Raw genomic sequence first — 16,738 nt, forward strand, 5'->3', positions numbered from 1 at the left:
ATAAAAACTGATGTCTTAAAATTATTCGCATAAAATCAGCGATATAACTGAAATGCCCTCGGCTCGACGGAATCGTACTTGGTTAATGGTATTTTTTTGGTATGTTAGACGGCGGAGGTGGCTATGACATCCTATCTGATCGGAATCGATGGCGGCGGAACGAGTTGCCGGGCGGCGGTTGCGGGCCCGGATGGGCGTATTCTCGGCCGCGGCAAATCCGGTGCCGCCAATATTCTCACCGATCCCGAAACGGCGCTGCAGAATATTGTCGACGCGGCGCGCGCCGCCTTCGAGGATGCGGGCCTTGACCCGGCTGGCATCGTTGCTTCCCGCGCCATCCTCGGCGTTGCGGGCCACAATGTTGGCGATGCCGTCCATTATGTGAAGCGGCGGTTGCCCTTTGCCGCGGCCGATATCGAATCCGACGGGCTGATCGCCCTGCAGGGGGCGCTTGGCGACAAGGACGGTGCGGTTGCCATACTTGGAACCGGCACGATCTACATCGCCCGCCAGGGCGAAACGGTGAGCTATCTCGGCGGCTGGGGTTTTACGATCGGCGACCATGGCAGTGGTGCCCGCATCGGCCATGCCCTGCTGCAGGAAAGCCTGCTCGCCTACGACGGCATCCATGAAGCATCGCCGGTGACCGATTCCGTGCTGGCGGAGTTCAACAATGATCCGCGCGACGTCGTCGATTTCGCCCGGCTGGCGAAGCCCGGCGAGTTCGGCCGCTACGCTCCGCGCGTCTTCGACCATGCCGGGCGCGGCGATCCGGTGGCGGCATGTTTGCTCAAGGCGGCCGCGACGACCGTGGACGAGGCGCTCGATGTGGTGGTTGCCGGCGGCAGCCGGACGATCTGCCTGCTCGGCGGGCTGGCGCCGCTTTACCGCCCCTGGCTCGCCGAACGCCACCAGCCGCTCTTCGTCGAAGCGAAGGCCGACGCGCTGACCGGCGCCGTGGCGCTCGCCGCCGCCCGCTTCGGGGCGCGGCCGGAGGCCGTCGCATGAATCAGCAGCTTGCCGCCATCCTGCCTCTCGAAAGCCTGCAGTCAGGCGGTGCGGGCCCGCTTTATCTCAAGCTCCGGCAATCGCTCGAAGAGGCGATCATGTCCGGCAAGCTCAATCATGGCGATGCGCTGCCCGCCGAGCGGGACCTCGCAGACTACGCGAATGTAAGCCGCGTCACCGTCCGCAAGGCCGTCGACGACCTGGTGCGCGACGGTCTGCTGGTCCGCCGTCACGGCTCCGGCACCTTCGTGGTGCGGCCGGTCTCGCGCGTCGAGCAGTCGCTGTCGCGGCTTACCTCCTTCACCGAGGACATGGCGCGGCGCGGTCTCAATACCCGCGCCGAATGGCTGGAGCGCGGACTTTTCCATCCGTCGCCGGACGAGATGATGACGCTCGGCCTTCCCGCCGACGCGCTGGTCGCCCGTCTCGGGCGCCTGCGCATCGCCGACGACATGCCGCTTGCGATCGAACGCGCCTGCGTTTCGGCGGAATTCGTCCCCGATCCGCTTGCCGTCACCTCATCGCTCTATTCCGCGCTCGAAAAGTCGCATGCCCGACCGGTCCGTGCCGTGCAGCGGATTTCCGCCTGCAACATCAAGAACCCCGATGCGACGATGCTGGGCGTCGCCGTCGGTGCGGCTGGCCTTTCGATCGAGCGCGTCTCCTACCTCGCTTCGGGGCGCGTCGTGGAATTCACCCGCTCACTCTATCGGGGCGACACCTATGACTTTGTCGCGGAGCTGACGATCCCGGAAAGCTGAGCCGCGCCGTGAAAGAAAGGACCTGACCGATGCAGACCAATATGCGGCGAGAGATCGACGAGATTCCCGAGGCCGCCGCAAGATTGCTCGACCGCTCGGCCGCGACACTCGCCGCCGCCGGTTCGGCGCTGCGCGCCCAGGATCCGGCCTTTCTGGTGACGATCGCCCGCGGCTCCTCCGACCATGCGGCCCTGTTTCTGAAATACGCGATCGAACTGCAGGCCGGCCGGCCGGTCGCCTCGCTTGGACCGTCGCTTGCCTCGATCTACGGCGCCGAACTGAAGCTCGGCGGCGCCGCGGCGATCGCCATCTCGCAGTCGGGCAAGAGCCCGGACATCGTCGCGATGGCCGAGGCGGCAACGCGGGCCGGCGCCGTCTCGATTGCATTGACGAACACGCTGCCCTCGCCGATCGCCGAGGCCTGTAGCCACCCGCTCGATATTCTCGCCGGTCCCGAACTCGCCGTTGCGGCCACCAAATCCTATGTCAACTCGATCGTCGCGGGACTTGCCGTTCTCGGCGAATGGACGGGTGATGCCGCACTGAAGCGCGCCGTTGCCGATCTGCCGAATCAGTTCGCCAAGGCGGTGAAGCTCGACTGGCAGGATTTCGCCGCCGATCTCGGCGAGGCCGAATCGCTCTACGTCCTGGGTCGCGGCCCGGCGCTGGCGATCGCCAGCGAGGCGGCGCTGAAATTCAAGGAGACGTCCGGCATGCATGCCGAGGCCTATTCCGCGGCGGAAGTACTGCACGGACCGGTGGCGCTCGTCGAAGCCCGCTTCCCCGTGCTGGTGCTGGCGGCCCGCGATGCGGCGGAAGCCTCGGTCACGGAAATCGCCGACGGCATGAGCGCCAAGGGTGCGGTGGTGCATGTCACTTCCTCGCGCGCAACAAAGGCGAAGCGCCTGCCCTTCGTCGAGACCGGCCACCCGATCACCGACGCGCTAGCGCTGATCTTGCCGTTCTACGGTTTCGTTGAAGCCTGGTCGCGTTCGCGCGGTCTCAACCCGGATGCACCGGCGAGCCTGAAGAAGGTAACGGAGACACGATGACTGCGAGAAAGAAGATCACCGGTGGACGGATTTTCGACGGTATCGATTGGCACGACGGCGCCGCGCTCATCATCGAGGCGGGGCACGTCAAAGGGATCGTTCCGGCCGGTGTCGCTGCCGGCGAGGCGGAGACGATGGACGCGCGCGGCCTCCTTCTCGTACCCGGCTTCATCGACCTGCAGGTCAACGGCGGCGGCGGCGCGCTGCTCAACGAGCAGCCGACCCTCGACGGTATCCGGCAAATTTGTACGGCGCATGCGAAATTCGGCACGACGGCGCTGCTGCCGACGCTGATCACCGACACGCGCGAAGTCCGCGCCGCCGCAATCGAGGCCGGGCTCGCGGCTAGGGCCGCGGCGGTACCCGGTTTCCTCGGCCTGCATCTCGAAGGCCCGCATCTGTCGGTCGCCCGCAAGGGAGCCCACGATGCCGCGCTGATCCGCCCGATGGAGGACACCGATCTGGCCGAGATGCTCGCCTGCGTGAAGGCGCTCGGCGCTCTGATGGTCACCGTCGCTCCGGAAAATGCGACGAAAGAGCAGGTACGCTCCCTTGCCGCCGCCGGCGCCGTCGTCAGCCTCGGGCATACGGATGTCGGCTTCGAGACGGCTTGCGCTTATGCGAAGGCCGGCGCCCGGACTGTCACGCATCTCTTCAACGCCATGAGCGGGCTCGGCCACCGCGAACCGGGGATCGTCGGCGCAGCGCTTGCGACCGGCACGCTGCATGCCGGGCTGATTGCCGATGGCTTCCACGTCGATCCGGCTTCGATGGGGATTGCGCTGCGCGGCAAGCGGGGACCGGGGCAGATCTTCCTGGTCACCGATGCGATGTCGCCGATCGGCACCGATATGACGAGCTTCTTCCTGAATGGCCGCGAGATCCTACGCAAGGACGGACGCCTGACGCTTGCCGACGGCACGCTCGCCGGCGCCGATATAGACATGCTCTCCTCCGTCCGCTTCGTGCACGAGAAGCTCGGCCTGCCGATCGAGGAAGCGATCCGCATGGCCTCCGCCTATCCGGCCGACGTGATGGGCATCGCCTCGCACAAGGGGCGGCTCTTGCCCGGCACCGATGCCGATTTCGTGCTGCTGACGCCGGAGCTCGGCATGAAATCGACCTGGATCGGCGGAGAGGTGGTCTTTGCCGCTTGAGGCATGTCGTCGAAAAGGCGCAGAGTCTTTCGAGGACGACAAGCCGTGAAGTGGCGCCAAACCCATCGCCACCATTGACCTCGCCCGCAAATAGCCGCTACCACCCTGTCACCCATGTCTCCGAACAAGTGTCACCCATGTCTCCGGACTGAATAGCGGGGATAAGGAATTTTGGGCGGAGCGTTGTCGCGAGTCCCCTTCGCCCCGCTTGCGGGGAGAAGGTGGCCGGCAGGCCGGATGAGGGGCGGCGACTCTCAGACTCTCATTGCCCAAAACGTACTTCGTCGAGCCGCGCCTTCATCGCCCTGACAGTCGCCGCATCCGTGCGGCGACGCTCCGGCGGTGCGAATCCCATCTCTACCATCCGCCTGTCCTTAGTCGGCTCACGAATTGAGCAGGAGGAATGGACTTCCATCACGGCGAGCCTCGGCAGGAAAAGGCCAAGCGTGTCGATGGTGACGCCGGAGCCGGGCATGACTGACAGCCGGTCGGCGGCCAGTTCGACGAGGCGCGCCAATGTATCGACGGCTTCCGGTGCAGTCCTTGCGCCACCCGAAGTCAGGATGCGCTCGAAGCCGAGCTCCATTGCGATCGATATCGCTTCTGCGAAATCCGGCACCAGGTCGAAGGCCCGGTGCAGCGTCAGGCCAAGCCCGGCGGCATGGCCGGTCAGTTCGGCGAGCGCCCGTGCGTCGAGCCGGCCGTCGGGAAGCGATGCGCCGAGCACGACTCCGCCAAGCCCCGCGGTGCGCGCCGCGTCGATGTCGCGGCGCATCAGGTCGAGCTCGATGCGGCCGAAGATGAAGTCGCCGGGGCGCGGGCGGATCATCGCATAGGCTGGTACAGGTGTCAGGCCGGCAAGGGCCATCAGGCCGGCGCTCGGCGTCAGGCCGCCGACCGCAAGCGCCGAGCATAGTTCGATGCGATCGGCGCCACCCTCGACTGCGGCCGCCAGACCTTCAGCATCGTCAACGCAGACCTCGAGCAGAACACCGCTCATCAGCCTTTCCCTCCGAAGCCCAGCAGGGCGGCGCCGATCAGCCCCGGTTCCACTCGGCATTCGCCGCGCACCACCAGAGGTCTTTCGAAGCGGCGGAGGATGCGTTGACGCACCGCCATGTCCAGTTCGGCAAGGAGCGCCTCGGAATTGGATAAGCCGCCTCCGACGGGTACGATGGTCGCGCCGGTAATATTGATGACGAGTGCCAGCGGAGAACTGACGAGGTCGACGAAGATGTCGATCGTTCGCGCCGCCTCGGTCTCTCCCTTCTGCCAGGCCTCGACAATCTCATGGCTGGCAAGCGTCCTACCATGGATCATCTCGTGCAGACGCTCGAGCCCGCGGGCGCCGCCGACGGTATCGAGGCAGCCGCGCTGGCCGCAGCCGCAGTCGAAGGTCGGGATGGCAATCGGTGGGTGCCCCGCTTGGGACGCAGCCACCGGCCCGTGCCCCCATTCGCCGGCAAAGCCGCCATCGGCATTGATCAGCCTGCCATCGACAACCAGGCCGCCGCCGACGCCGGTGCCGAGGATCGCGCCGAAAACGATGCGGTGGCCACGACCGGCGCCGATCCCGGCTTCCGCCAGGGCGAAGCAATCGGCATCGTTGGCGATCACCACGGGCAGGTGCAGCGCCGCCTCGAGTTCGGCGGTCAGTTCACGCCCGTCGATGCAGGGGATGTTGGCGCATTTGATGCGTCGCGTCTCAGGGTCGATGACGCCGGTGATCGAGATGGCGATCCGGTCGGGCAGTCCGCCCGCCTCGTCGAGCACCGATTCCATGGCTTCGACGAAGCGGCGGAAATCGTTGAGCGGCGTCGTCCGGCGGGGCAGGGGGAAGATCCGCTCCGGCGAGTGGGTGATCGCGCCTTTGATCGCCGATCCGCCGATATCGAAGCAGACGATCATGCGCCGCCCCGGATCGGCGCCTCAAGGGCAAGCGCAGCCGAAAGTAGCCGGTCATCCTGGTGGTGCGGTGCGGAGACGAGGAAGCCGACCGGCATGCCGGCGGCGCCTGTGCCGCAAGGAATGGAAACGCCGCAGAAGTCGAGAAAATTGCCGATCGACGTATTGCGAAGCGTCTTGGCATTGACCTTGATGAAGAGATCGTCGTTGGCAAGCAGCGGATCGACCATCGGCGCCACGTGTGGCACTGTCGGATGCGCGATCAGTTCGCCGGGCTTGAGGCTCTCGACCGTCTGGTGGATCAGCCGGTCGCGGACATCAAGAAGGGCGATATAGTCGCTGACGGTGGTCTTCTCGCCGAGGCGGGTCCGGACGACGACGCGCGGGTCTATGCGGGCCGCCTCCGGTCCGGCAAGCCGCTCGCGATGCAGCGCATAAGCCTCCGCCGTTATCAGTGCGCCGTGCCGCGCCGTCAGATCGAAGATTTCGGCGAAGCTCGGGAAGGCTTGTCGCCGCACCCGGACTCCGGCTGCCTCGAGCCTCTTGATCGCTGCCTCGAAGACGGAGACGACCTCGGCCTCCGCCTCGTCGAAGACGATCGTCTCGGGGATGACGAGCGAAAGATCGGCAAGCTCGGCGCGGCGGATCACCGGCGCCGTCAGGCTGTGCATGGCCGCGTCTGCCCAGACGGCGTCCTGCACGGTGTGGCAGAGGGGTCCGAGCGAATCGAGGCTCTGAGCGAGTGGAAAGACGCCTTTCATCGCATAGCGGCCGCGCGTTGCCTTGTAGCCGACGATGCCGGTCATGGCCGCCGGAATGCGCACCGATCCGCCGGTATCGGTGCCGATTGCCAACGGCACGAGCCCGGCGGCGACCGCCGCCGCCGAGCCGGAGGAGGAGCCGCCGGGAATGCGCTGGACGTCCGCCGATCTCGGATTGCGAGGCGTGCCGTAATGCGGGTTGACGCCGAGCCCGGAAAAGGCGAACTCGCTCATATTGGTGCGGCCGACGCTCACCATGCCGGCACCGCCGAGCGCCGCGACGACCGCCGCGTCGGCGGCGGCCGGAGGATTGTCCTTCAGCACGACTGAGCCCGCCGTCGTGACGCTGCCGGCGAGATCGAAGAGATCCTTCCAGGCGACCGGCAGGCCGTCGAGCAGGCCGAGCGAGCGGCCGGCACTGATCCGTTCGGAGGCCGCCTTCGCCTCTCGCTCCGCGCGATCGCGCGTTAGCCCGATGAAGATCGACTTGTCGGCATGGTTTTCGATCCGGGTAAGGGTATCCTCGGTGAGCGCGACCGGATCCAATTGTCCCGATTGCACGAGAACAGCAAGGCTGGCGAGCGTCTTTTGATTGGTCATGGCGTTTCCCCTTGGCTTCTCGGCGGCCGGCGTAGCGGACCCAAGCCGGATTCAGCCTTAGCATATCGCCCTGCATTGCGTTTGCCAGCGCCAGATTCTTAGGTGCATCGCAAGAGAGCGCGGCGCAAGTGCCTTGCCGCCGGCGATGCGGCTGCCTACATCGATCGCACTTGTCCTGAGTGGAGACCACCCATGATTCTCGAATCGGCGCGGCTCGCCTTCGCCAATCTCTTTGCTGCGGAGACGCGTTCGGTGTTCTGGAAGGTCATCGGGCTGACGCTGCTGGCGCTCGTCGCCCTCTGGTTTGCGCTGCGCGAGCTGTTCGTCTGGCTTGCCCTGCCATGGATCGACGTGCTGATGCCCGGCACGCCCGAATGGGCCGGCTGGATCACCTTCGTCGTCGGGATTTTCGCGAGCCTCGGCCTCGCTCTTGCCTTGGCGCTGTTGCTCGCCCCGGTGACGGCGCTGATCGCCGGCTTCTTTCTCGACGATGTGGCCGAAGTGGTCGAGAAACGAGATTATCCGGCCGAGCCGCCGGGCACCCCGCTGCCGCTCGCCGAAGCTATGGTAAGCTCGGTGAAATTCCTCGGCGTCGTCATCCTCGGCAACATCGTCGCGCTTTTTTTGTTGCTCGTGCCGGGCGTCAACCTGATCGCCTTCTTCCTCGTCAACGGCTATCTGCTCGGGCGCGAGTTCTTCGAGTTCGCCGCCATGCGCCACCGCTCGCCGGCCGAGGCGCGGCTCTTCCGCGTCAAGCATCGTGCGACGGTGTTTCTGGCGGGCCTCGTGGTCGCGGCCTTCCTGGCCGTGCCGCTCCTCAACCTGCTGACGCCGCTCTTTGCCGCCGGCATGATGGTGCACCTGCACAAGAGGCTCTCAGCACGCGATCCCGGGTTCTCCGCTGTGAACGCCGTCACAGCCGGGGCACGCGGCTAATCGCTTGACGGCGCCGCCGGGCTGGACCATCTGCATGGCATGAACCATCTGCGTGCAGAACTGAGAAAGAAATGGAGAAGCGCATGAGCGACATGGAGAACCGGATCCTCCGTTTGGAAGAAACGATGGCGCATCAGGCGAAGACCATCGAGGAGCTTTCAGATCAGCTTGCCGAACAATGGAAAGTGGTCGAGCAGACGCGGGCTAAGCTCGACCGACTGGCCGAGCGTTTCTTGAACCTTGAGGAACAAGCCCGAGAGGCGATTCCCGTGACGCGACCGCCGCATTATTGATTTGAGGCAGCAAAAAGCCGCCGGCCCATGCGAACCGGCGGCCTCCGATCGTCTTTTCCGATCAGTACGGGCCAATCAGTACGGGCAGGTCTCGTCCGTCATGTAGTCGTGCACCTGCACCTTGCCGGCGATAATGTCGGCCTTCACCTTCTCGACCGCATCGAGCATTTCCGGCGTGATCAGCGGCTTGTTGTGCTCGTCGAGCGCATAGCCGACGCCGTCTTCCTTGAGGCCGAGGTTGGAGATGCCGAATTCGAACTTGTCGTCCTTTGCCGCCGTGAAGGCGTCGTAGACGGCGACGTCGACGCGCTTCAGCATCGAGGTCAGCACCTTGCCCGGCTGCAGCATGTTCTGGTTGGAGTCGACGCCGATGCCGAGCTTGCCCGCATCCGCTGCCGCCTGCAATACGCCCACACCGGTGCCGCCGGCGGCGTGGTAGACGACGTCCGCGCCCTGATCGATCTGCGACTTGGCGATTTCACCGCCCTTGACCGGATCGTTCCAGGCGTCCGGCGTGGTGCCCGTATAGGCCTCGAGCACCTTGACGTCCCCGCCCACCGACTTGGCGCCGCCGACATAGCCGCAGGCGAATTTGTGGATCAGCGGAATGTCCATGCCGCCGACGAAGCTGACGGTCTTCGACTTGGAGGCGAGCCCGGCGAGCACGCCGACGAGGTAGGAGCCTTCCTGCTCCTTGAAGACGATCGATTTGACGTTCGGCTTTTCGACCACCATGTCGATGATGGCGAATTTCGTATCCGGATATTCCGCTGCGATCTTCTCGAGCGATGCGGCCCAGTTGAAGCCGGCCATGACGATCGGACTGTTGCCGTCGCTGGCGAAGCGGCGCAGCGCCTGTTCGCGCTGGGCGTCATTGGCGATTTCGAATTCGCGGTATTCGATGCCCGACTCGGCCTTGAACTTTTCGGCGCCGTTGAAGGCCGCTTCGTTGAAGGATTTGTCGAACTTGCCGCCGAGGTCGTAGATGAGCGCCGGCTTGACGTCGGCGGCCAGCGCCGTCGCCGACATCATCGAGAACGCAAAGAGACCGAGAATGGTTTTTTTCATCTTGCAGCCCTGTTGTCGCAATTGGATCTTTTCGGGTTTTCCGGCGGCGGGCAGAGCCTGTCCGCGGAACCCGCCCCTCTTCTGTTTAAGGCTTGGGTGGCGGCATCCTTGCACGGCTTATGCAAAAAAACATCCAAAATTTTTCAGATGGTAAAGATGCCGCCGGCTCCCTGCTGAGACCCGGCGACGGGTGCAAGATGACCGCGGATTTCGCTCAGCCGATCGGGCAGCTGACGCCGGTGCCGCGCAGGCCGCAATAGCCGCCGGGGTTCTTGGCGAGATATTGCTGGTGATACTCCTCGGCGAAGTAGAAGGGTCCGGCGATCGCGATTTCCGTTGTGATCTCGCGGCCGTGGTTGAAGGCGTTGAGCGCCCTCCTGAAGGCGTTGCGGGCGGCATTCGCCTCGGCTAGCTGCTCCTCGTCGAAGACATAGATGGCCGAGCGATAGGTCGTGCCGATATCGTTGCCCTGCCGCATGCCCTGGGTCGGATCGTGCTCCTCGAAGAAGGTCTTGAGCAGGCGGGCAAGCGACACTTTTTCCGGGTCGTAGACGACCAGCACCACCTCGGCATGGCCCGTCAGCCCCGTCGTCGTCTCCTGGTAAGTGGGATTCGGGGTCAGCCCGCCGGAATAGCCGACTGCGGTCACATAGACGCCGGGGATCTGCCAGAAGAGCCGCTCGGCGCCCCAGAAGCAGCCCATGCCGAACAGCACCTTCTTCATGCCGTCCGGATAGGGCCCTTTCAGCGGCCGGCGGGAGACGAAGTGCGCCGCAGCCGTCGGGATTTCCTCGGCGCGGCCGGAAAGCGCGGTTTCGGCGTCGGGCAGGATGGACTTTTTGTTGAACATATCGATCAGAAACATCTGAGGCATCCTTTCGATGCACCGAAAGCGTTGAGCGACGCGGGGCCGCTTCAGGCCGCGAAACGTCCGGCGGCCGGCTTCTTCTTGTAGCCCGCCATCCACAGGAGGAGGGCGATGACAAGCAGAACGGCGAAGGCGGGCTGCATGAGGACCCAATGCAGGGGGGTCAGCCAGATGGCGGGTCCGGCATCGGTTCTCTGCAGCGATTGCACCCAGTTGAGCGCGTCGGACCCGAGCAGCGCGACCCCCTCCGCAAGCGGCGTCAGCACCGGCTCGGAAGCCGCCACAGACTGGATCGAATCGACAGTGCCGGCAAGCACGGCGGCCGCCAGCGCGACAAAGCTTGCAAACCGCAGCAAGAGCCGCATTCACCCTCCTCCGGCCAGGTATCTCCCCCTGCGCCTGTCGATCGCTTCAAGCCATTGCGCAATCACGCCGTGCGTCCTGGCGCGAGGCCGATTCACGCTTTTGCGAGTCGCGTCCAAAGAGATAGGCGCGCCGCCCGGCAAGCGCAATGGCGGACCGCGCCCACGACTTCTCGCGCGATGTCAACAATCTGTCAGAAAGCAGTTGATCCGGCGCCAATCATCGGTATATATCGCGCCCGTCTACCGGGTTATGCCGGCAGCGCGGTGGAGTCTCACTCCCCCATCCAGCCGGACTGACCAACGGCTGCAGACGGATGGACAGGTGGCCGAGTGGTTGAAGGCGCACGCCTGGAACGCGTGTATACGTGAAAGCGTATCGAGGGTTCGAATCCCTCTCTGTCCGCCATTCTGCTTCGCTCTTCGAGCTTCGCAGGGTTGTTAGAATCTCTTCAACGAAGCAGGACGCGCCTCGAAGCGTTGCTCGCCGAGCCTCGGCGCCGGCAAGATGCGCGGATCGCGTGACAGCGGCACCGACCCGTGGCATAGGGGTGCGCGCAATCCCACCAGGCCATCTTCCCCATGATCCGTATCGAGAATATCAGCAAGTCCAACAGTCACCGCATTCTCTACATCGAAGCCTCGGCCGCCTTGAACCGCGGCGAGAGGATCGGGCTTGTCGGCCCGAACGGGGCGGGAAAGACGACGCTCTTCCGGATGATAACCGGCGAGGAAGTGCCCGACGAGGGGCAGGTTTCGGTCGAGAAGGGCGTGACGATCGGCTATTTCGACCAGGATGTCGGCGACATGGCCGGGCGGTCGGCGGTTGCCGAGGTGATGGAAGGGGCGGGTCCGGTCAGCGCCGTCGCGGCGGAGCTGCGCGAACTCGAGGCGGCCATGTCGGATCCCGACCGGATGGACGAGATGGACGCGATCATCGATCGCTATGGCGAGGTGCAGGCGCGCTACGAGGAGCTTGACGGCTATGCGCTGGAGGGACGTGCCCGCGAGGTCCTGGCCGGGCTGAGCTTCAGCCAGGAGATGATGGACGGCGACGTCGCCAAGCTGTCGGGCGGCTGGAAGATGCGCGTGGCGCTCGCCCGCATCCTGCTGATGCGCCCGGACGTGATGCTGCTCGACGAACCGAGCAACCACCTCGATCTCGAGAGCCTGATCTGGCTGGAAGATTTCTTGAAAAACTATGACGGCGCCCTGCTGATGACCTCTCATGACCGCGAGTTCATGAACCGGATCGTCACCAGGATAATCGAAATCGACGGCGGTGCGCTGACGAGCTATTCCGGCGATTACGGCTTCTACGAGGAGCAGCGGGCGCTGAACGAGCGGCAGCAGCAGGCCCAGTTCGAGCGCCAGCAGGCGATGCTCGCCAAGGAAATCAAGTTCATCGAGCGCTTCAAGGCCCGCGCCTCGCATGCCTCGCAGGTCCAGAGCCGCGTCAGGAAGCTCGATAAGATCGACCGCGTCGAGCCGCCGCGCCGCCGCCAGACGGTCGCCTTCGATTTCCTGCCGGCACCGCGCTCCGGCGAAGACGTCGTCAACCTCAAGAACGTGCACAAGTCCTATGGCAGCCGGACGATCTATGACGGCCTCGACTTCATGGTGCGCCGGCGCGAACGCTGGTGCATCATGGGCATCAACGGCGCCGGAAAGTCGACGCTGCTCAAGCTCGTCACCGGCACTGCCCAGCCGGACAAGGGCAACGTGTCACTCGGCGCCAGCGTCAAGCTGGGCTACTTCGCGCAGCACGCCATGGACCTGCTCGACGGCGACAGCACCATCCTGCAATGGCTGGAGGAACGCTTTCCCAGGGCCGGGCAGGCGCCGCTTAGAGCGCTGGCCGGCTGTTTCGGCTTTTCCGGCGACGACGTCGAGAAGCGTTGCCGGGTGCTCTCCGGCGGCGAGAAGGCGCGGCTGGTGATGGCCGCAATGCTGTTCGACCCGCCGAATTTCCTGGTCCTCGACGAGCCGACCAACCACCTCGACCTCGATACCAAGGAGATGCTGATCAAGGCGCTCTCCGCCTACGAGGGCACGATGCTGTTCGTTTCGCACGACCGCCGTTTTCTGTCGGCACTGTCCAACCGGGTACTGGAACTCACGCCGGACGGCATTCAACAATATGGCGGCGGCTATACCGAGTACGTCGAGCGCACCGGCCAGGAGGCGCCTGGCCTGCGCGGATGACAGGGTTTTAGAAGTGGCTGTGACGCTGCCGCTCAGCGCTCACTCCTCGCCGGGGTCGATCGGATCAAGAATATCCGCTGCCTCATACCTCGGCGAGCCGACCCTTCGGTCGATCGGCCACATCGTCATCAGCTCCGCCGGAAACGGCTTCATCAGATCGGACGGATCGGATTCCGGCGAAAGCCAGCGCTCATAATCCTCCCGTTGCAGAATCACCGGCATGCGGTCGTGGATCGTCGCGATCATCTCGTTCGCCGGGCAGGTGATGACGCAGAAGGTGCGGATGTCCTCGTCGGTCTTCGGGTCGCGCCAGGTGTCCCAGAGGCCGGCAAGCGCGAAGGGCGCGCCGGAGCTCGTGTAGACGCGTCCGCACATCCGCTGGCCTCCCTCGTCGCAAAGGTATCGCGGCGGCGGCGAACGTCAACGCCGGGTTCTCAGCCGAGTCTGGGCCAATGATCGTGACGTGTCGCTGCCGAATCAGGGTTCGACAAAGGCCTTGATGTTCTGGGTCTGGATCTCCCATCCCTTCTCGTTGTTGCAGACCGCCTCCTCGCGTCGCTCCTCCGGCAGCGAGCCGAAGCCCGCTTCGGTGATCGTCAGATGCGTACCCTTGGTCGTGGGTTTGAGGTGGAATTCGACACGTGTCGAAGGTGAGCTCGAAAAATCGGCATCCGGATCCTCGGAGTGCGGCCAGCGAAAGGCAAAGAGCCGCGGCGCCTCCATCCGCTCCGTCACCGAGGTCCACTTGACGCCTTCGTGGCCGGGATAGGTGATCTCGCCGGTCGTGACCTGACCGACGACGAAGGGGCCGTCGAGCTTGACGCGAAACCATTCGCCGAAGGCCTCATGATCGGTCAAGGCGCGCCAGACCCTGTCGATCGGAGCTGCAAGTTCAATGCGCTTTTCGATGCTGTCCTTCATGGCTTGTCCTCCGCGGTCTTCCGCTGCTCAGCCCGCCGCTTCGCCCGGCCTCGCCGTCAGCCGGTTCTCGACGCTCTGGACGCCGATGACCGAGGCCGCTGCCTCGCCGGCACAGGCGATATCCGCTTCGCGCGCGACCGTACCGGACAAGACCACCATGTTGCCGAGGGCAATGACGTCTATGTCGCTCGTGTCGATGAAAGTTGCGTAGCGAAGGAAACGCAGGACCTTTAGCGCCAGATCGTCATCGGTCAGATGCGGGTCGTCGTCCTTGTGCGAATAGGTCGGATGTTCGCTCGACATTCCTGTTGTTCCCGTCCTCGGTCGCAACGCTTTGTGACGACTGAATGTTCCGGGTGCAAATGGTCGCAGCTGGGGCGCCTTTCCCTCAATCGCTGCCTTGCTTCCGTCGCTCAAACGGGTCTATGCGTCGGTATCTGCATGAATCACAAATGCGCGGCCCCGGGCGCGCTCCCCCGACCTGCTCTCCGGAATCGATCGCGATCGGTCGGTTCAAGCCGAAACGTCGTGATAAGGCTCGCGCATGTCCGAAGTTTTCTTGAATGTGCTCCCGATCTTCGTGCTGATCCTGACCGGCTGGCTGATCGTGAAGTTCAGCTACCTGAAGCCGGCCGTAGGCGAGGCGCTCGGCGACTTCGTCTTCCGGGTGGCCGTGCCGGTCCTTTTGTTCCGCACCATTGCCGAGGCGGATTTCAAAGAGGGGTCGCCCTGGCCGCTCTGGGTCGCCTATTTCTCCGGCGTCGCCGTTACCTGGACCATCGGTCATCTGGCAGCAACCCTCGGCTTCGGCCGCGATCAGCGCATGGGTGTGCTGGCGGGCGTCTCGTCCGCCTTCGCCAACACGGTGTTCATTGGGCTGCCGCTGGTTTCGCGCGTGGTGGGAGAAGAGGGGATCGTCGCGCTCTCGATCCTGCTTTCCGTGCATCTGCCGGTGATGATGATCGCCGGGACCGTGCTGATGGATCGCGCCGATCAGAAGACCAGTGGCCGCCCGCGGCAGGGCCTCGTCAAGCTCCTGGCGGGCGTCGGCCGCAACCTCGTCCGCAATCCGCTGGTGATCGGCCTCGCGTTCGGCGCCCTTTTCCATCTCCTCGGCCAGCCGCTCGGCGGGCCGGCGAAGATCGTCGTCGATCAGCTTGCCGGGGTTGCCGCGCCCGCCGCGCTCGTCTCGATCGGCATGGCGCTCGACAAATACGGACTTGCCGGCAATACCGGACTTGCCACCGTCACCAGCATGCTGAAGCTCATCGTGCTTCCGGGCGCCGTCTTCGCCGCCTGCCATCTTCTTGGCCTCAGCGACAGCTGGACCGCCGCCCTCGTCCTGACCTCGTCCGTGCCGACCGGCGTCAATGCCTGGCTGCTCGCCAACCATTTCAATGTCGGCCACGGCCTCGCTTCCTCGACCATCACGCTGACAACGGCGCTCGGCGTCATCAGCGTGTCGGCCTGGGCTTACCTCTTGATGTGACGCGGAATCCGTCCCATCGCCCTACGCTTTTCGGGGACAGGGGATTTTAGGCAAGGCGCTTGCCGCGACTCTCCTTCGCCCCGTGTACGGGGAGAAGGTGGCCTGCAGGCCGGATGAGGAGCCGCAGGTCGTCCGCTGCTCAGAACAGCCGGTCGAGCCAGCCGTGCCGGTCGGGCGCGCGCCCGTTCTGAATGTCGAGCAGCGCCGCCTTCATCTGGCCAGCGACCGGGCCCGCCCCGCCATCGCCGATCGTGAAGTTGCGTGTGCGGCCCTTCACCTTGCCGATCGGCGTCACCACCGCGGCCGTGCCGCAGGCGAAGGCCTCGGTCAGCCTGCCGCTCTCCGCATCGGCCTGCCACTGGTCGATGGCATAGGGCTCCTCGCGCACCGTGAGGCCCAGGTCGCGGGCAAGCGTGATCAGCGAATCGCGGGTGATGCCCGGCAGGATCGTGCCGGTGAGCGGCGGCGTCTGCAGCGAGCCGTCGGCGAAGACGAAGAAGACGTTCATGCCACCGAGTTCCTCGATCCAGCGCCGCTCGACGGCGTCGAGGAACACGACCTGGTCGCAGCCTTCGCGGCTTGCTTCCGCCTGTGCCGCGAGGCTTGCCGCATAGTTGCCACCGCATTTCGCCTCGCCCGTGCCGCCGGGGGCCGCCCGCGTGTAATGCTCGGAGACCCAGAGAGTGACTGCCGGCGCGCCGCCCTTGAAATAGGAGCCGACCGGCGAGGCGATCACGCAATAGAGATAGTCGGACGACGGCTTTACGCCGAGAATCGCTTCCGTGGCGATCATGAACGGCCGGAGATAGAGCGAGGCGCCTTCAGCCGCCGGAATCCAGTCGCGATCCGTCCGCACCAGGGCGCGCACGGACGCGACGAACAGTTCTTCCGGCAAGGGAGCCATTGCCAGGCGCGTGGCGGAGTTGGTGAAACGGCGCGCATTGGCGTCAGGCCGGAACAGTGTGGCACCGCCGTCCGGCAGGCAGTAGGCCTTCATGCCTTCGAAGATCTCCTGCGCATAGTGCAGCACCACCGTCGAAGGGCTGAGTTCCAAGGCCTTCCGCGGTTCGATCCTGGCGTCATGCCAGCCGCGTCCCTCGGAATAGCGGATCGTCGCCATGTGATCGGTCAGCACGCGGCCGAAGCCCGGGTTCTGCAGCAAGGCCTCGCGCTCGCCCGCTGCCATGGGGTTCGGATGGGTCTCGAACAGGAAAGTTTCTGCACCGCCGGTCATCTATCGTCCGCTCCTTCGCTCCGAGCAGGCCCGTCCCGCTCGCCATGAAGACAGGACTTGACTCCGATCGGATCGCATTTGGTTACATTGTCATTTGCACAGATATTAGCATTGCCAA

The 16,738-nt window shown here is 64.9% G+C and carries 17 protein-coding genes, 1 tRNA gene and 1 pseudogene; 9 read left to right on the forward strand and 10 right to left on the reverse strand.

Going from position 1 to position 16,738, the window contains the following annotated elements; genetic code table 11:
* Positions 1 to 123: 123 nt before the first annotated feature.
* Genes CO676_RS00210 through nagA form a run of 4 tightly spaced genes read left to right on the forward strand, consistent with a single transcriptional unit; the run spans position 124 to position 3,978 of the window.
* The gene (locus CO676_RS00210) at positions 124 to 1,008 is read left to right on the forward strand and encodes an N-acetylglucosamine kinase (RefSeq protein WP_097519282.1); all 885 of its coding nucleotides are present in this window, start codon (positions 124 to 126) and stop codon (positions 1,006 to 1,008) included.
* Complete coding sequence (locus CO676_RS00215) at positions 1,005 to 1,769, forward strand: GntR family transcriptional regulator (protein WP_014766634.1); 765 nt, start codon at positions 1,005 to 1,007, stop codon at positions 1,767 to 1,769. Before CO676_RS00210 ends, CO676_RS00215 begins: the two co-directional genes overlap by 4 nt.
* Positions 1,770 to 1,798: 29 nt before the next feature.
* Positions 1,799 to 2,821: an SIS domain-containing protein gene (locus CO676_RS00220; protein WP_014766635.1), complete on the forward strand. Its 1,023-nt coding sequence runs from the start codon at positions 1,799 to 1,801 to the stop codon at positions 2,819 to 2,821.
* Positions 2,818 to 3,978: an N-acetylglucosamine-6-phosphate deacetylase gene (nagA, locus tag CO676_RS00225; protein WP_097519283.1), complete on the forward strand. Its 1,161-nt coding sequence runs from the start codon at positions 2,818 to 2,820 to the stop codon at positions 3,976 to 3,978. Before CO676_RS00220 ends, nagA begins: the two co-directional genes overlap by 4 nt.
* Before the next feature lie 262 nt (positions 3,979 to 4,240).
* Here nagA and CO676_RS00230 read toward each other — a convergent pair whose 3' ends face one another.
* Genes CO676_RS00230 through CO676_RS00240 form a run of 3 tightly spaced genes read right to left on the reverse strand, consistent with a single transcriptional unit; the run spans position 4,241 to position 7,244 of the window.
* A complete protein-coding gene (locus CO676_RS00230; RefSeq protein WP_097519284.1) occupies positions 4,241 to 4,978 on the reverse strand; it encodes a copper homeostasis protein CutC in 738 nt (245 codons plus the stop codon).
* Positions 4,978 to 5,886 carry an ROK family protein gene (locus CO676_RS00235; RefSeq protein WP_014766638.1) on the reverse strand — a complete coding sequence of 303 codons (909 nt, stop codon included), beginning with the start codon at positions 5,884 to 5,886 and terminating at the stop codon, positions 4,978 to 4,980. The genes CO676_RS00230 and CO676_RS00235 overlap by 1 nt, the downstream gene beginning before the upstream one ends.
* Positions 5,883 to 7,244 (reverse strand): amidase, encoded by a 1,362-nt coding sequence (locus CO676_RS00240; RefSeq protein WP_097519285.1) that lies wholly within the window; start codon positions 7,242 to 7,244, stop codon positions 5,883 to 5,885. The genes CO676_RS00235 and CO676_RS00240 overlap by 4 nt, the downstream gene beginning before the upstream one ends.
* A 192-nt stretch (positions 7,245 to 7,436) precedes the next feature.
* Between CO676_RS00240 and CO676_RS00245 the strand changes: the two genes are divergently transcribed.
* Together CO676_RS00245 and CO676_RS00250 are read left to right on the forward strand one after the other, a co-directional pair.
* Positions 7,437 to 8,180 (forward strand): sulfate transporter family protein, encoded by a 744-nt coding sequence (locus tag CO676_RS00245; protein WP_097519286.1) that lies wholly within the window; start codon positions 7,437 to 7,439, stop codon positions 8,178 to 8,180.
* Between the two features lie 83 nt (positions 8,181 to 8,263).
* Positions 8,264 to 8,473 (forward strand): SlyX family protein, encoded by a 210-nt coding sequence (locus CO676_RS00250; RefSeq protein ID WP_014766641.1) that lies wholly within the window; start codon positions 8,264 to 8,266, stop codon positions 8,471 to 8,473.
* Between the two features lie 75 nt (positions 8,474 to 8,548).
* Here CO676_RS00250 and CO676_RS00255 read toward each other — a convergent pair whose 3' ends face one another.
* The 3 genes from CO676_RS00255 to CO676_RS00265 all read right to left on the reverse strand — a co-directional run bounded on the left by CO676_RS00255 (position 8,549) and on the right by CO676_RS00265 (position 10,774).
* The gene (locus tag CO676_RS00255; protein WP_014766642.1) at positions 8,549 to 9,541 is read right to left on the reverse strand and encodes a BMP family ABC transporter substrate-binding protein; all 993 of its coding nucleotides are present in this window, start codon (positions 9,539 to 9,541) and stop codon (positions 8,549 to 8,551) included.
* A 214-nt stretch (positions 9,542 to 9,755) separates the two neighbouring features.
* Positions 9,756 to 10,406, reverse strand: coding sequence for a peptide-methionine (S)-S-oxide reductase MsrA (msrA, locus tag CO676_RS00260; protein ID WP_097519287.1), 651 nt, complete (start codon positions 10,404 to 10,406; stop codon positions 9,756 to 9,758).
* Between the two features lie 50 nt (positions 10,407 to 10,456).
* Positions 10,457 to 10,774 (reverse strand): hypothetical protein, encoded by a 318-nt coding sequence (locus tag CO676_RS00265; RefSeq protein ID WP_014766645.1) that lies wholly within the window; start codon positions 10,772 to 10,774, stop codon positions 10,457 to 10,459.
* A gap of 316 nt (positions 10,775 to 11,090) precedes the next feature.
* On the opposite strand from CO676_RS00265, the gene CO676_RS00270 reads away from it, so the two are divergent.
* Positions 11,091 to 11,180: transfer RNA gene (locus CO676_RS00270), tRNA-Ser, on the forward strand.
* Between the two features lie 173 nt (positions 11,181 to 11,353).
* Entirely contained in the window at positions 11,354 to 12,976 is a 1,623-nt protein-coding gene (gene abc-f, locus CO676_RS00275; protein WP_097519288.1) for a ribosomal protection-like ABC-F family protein, read from the forward strand.
* Between the two features lie 39 nt (positions 12,977 to 13,015).
* On the opposite strand, the pseudogene CO676_RS00280 reads toward abc-f, so the two are convergent.
* The 3 genes and pseudogenes from CO676_RS00280 to CO676_RS00290 form a co-directional block, all read right to left on the reverse strand.
* Positions 13,016 to 13,330 (reverse strand): annotated as a pseudogene (locus CO676_RS00280) (SOS response-associated peptidase family protein); the annotation flags it as partial.
* A 123-nt stretch (positions 13,331 to 13,453) separates the two neighbouring features.
* Positions 13,454 to 13,897, reverse strand: coding sequence for an SRPBCC family protein (locus CO676_RS00285; protein ID WP_014766649.1), 444 nt, complete (start codon positions 13,895 to 13,897; stop codon positions 13,454 to 13,456).
* 27 nt (positions 13,898 to 13,924) lie between these two features.
* Positions 13,925 to 14,200, reverse strand: coding sequence for a BON domain-containing protein (locus CO676_RS00290; protein ID WP_014766650.1), 276 nt, complete (start codon positions 14,198 to 14,200; stop codon positions 13,925 to 13,927).
* A gap of 241 nt (positions 14,201 to 14,441) precedes the next feature.
* On the opposite strand from CO676_RS00290, the gene CO676_RS00295 reads away from it, so the two are divergent.
* Positions 14,442 to 15,386 carry an AEC family transporter gene (locus CO676_RS00295; RefSeq protein ID WP_097519289.1) on the forward strand — a complete coding sequence of 315 codons (945 nt, stop codon included), beginning with the start codon at positions 14,442 to 14,444 and terminating at the stop codon, positions 15,384 to 15,386.
* A 139-nt stretch (positions 15,387 to 15,525) separates the two neighbouring features.
* Here CO676_RS00295 and CO676_RS00300 read toward each other — a convergent pair whose 3' ends face one another.
* Positions 15,526 to 16,620 (reverse strand): branched-chain amino acid aminotransferase, encoded by a 1,095-nt coding sequence (locus CO676_RS00300; protein ID WP_097519290.1) that lies wholly within the window; start codon positions 16,618 to 16,620, stop codon positions 15,526 to 15,528.
* Positions 16,621 to 16,738 lie beyond the last annotated feature (118 nt).

It is taken from the genome of Sinorhizobium sp. BJ1, from assembly GCF_002531555.1.
GTDB classification, from domain to species: Bacteria; Pseudomonadota; Alphaproteobacteria; order Rhizobiales; family Rhizobiaceae; genus Sinorhizobium; species Sinorhizobium fredii_B.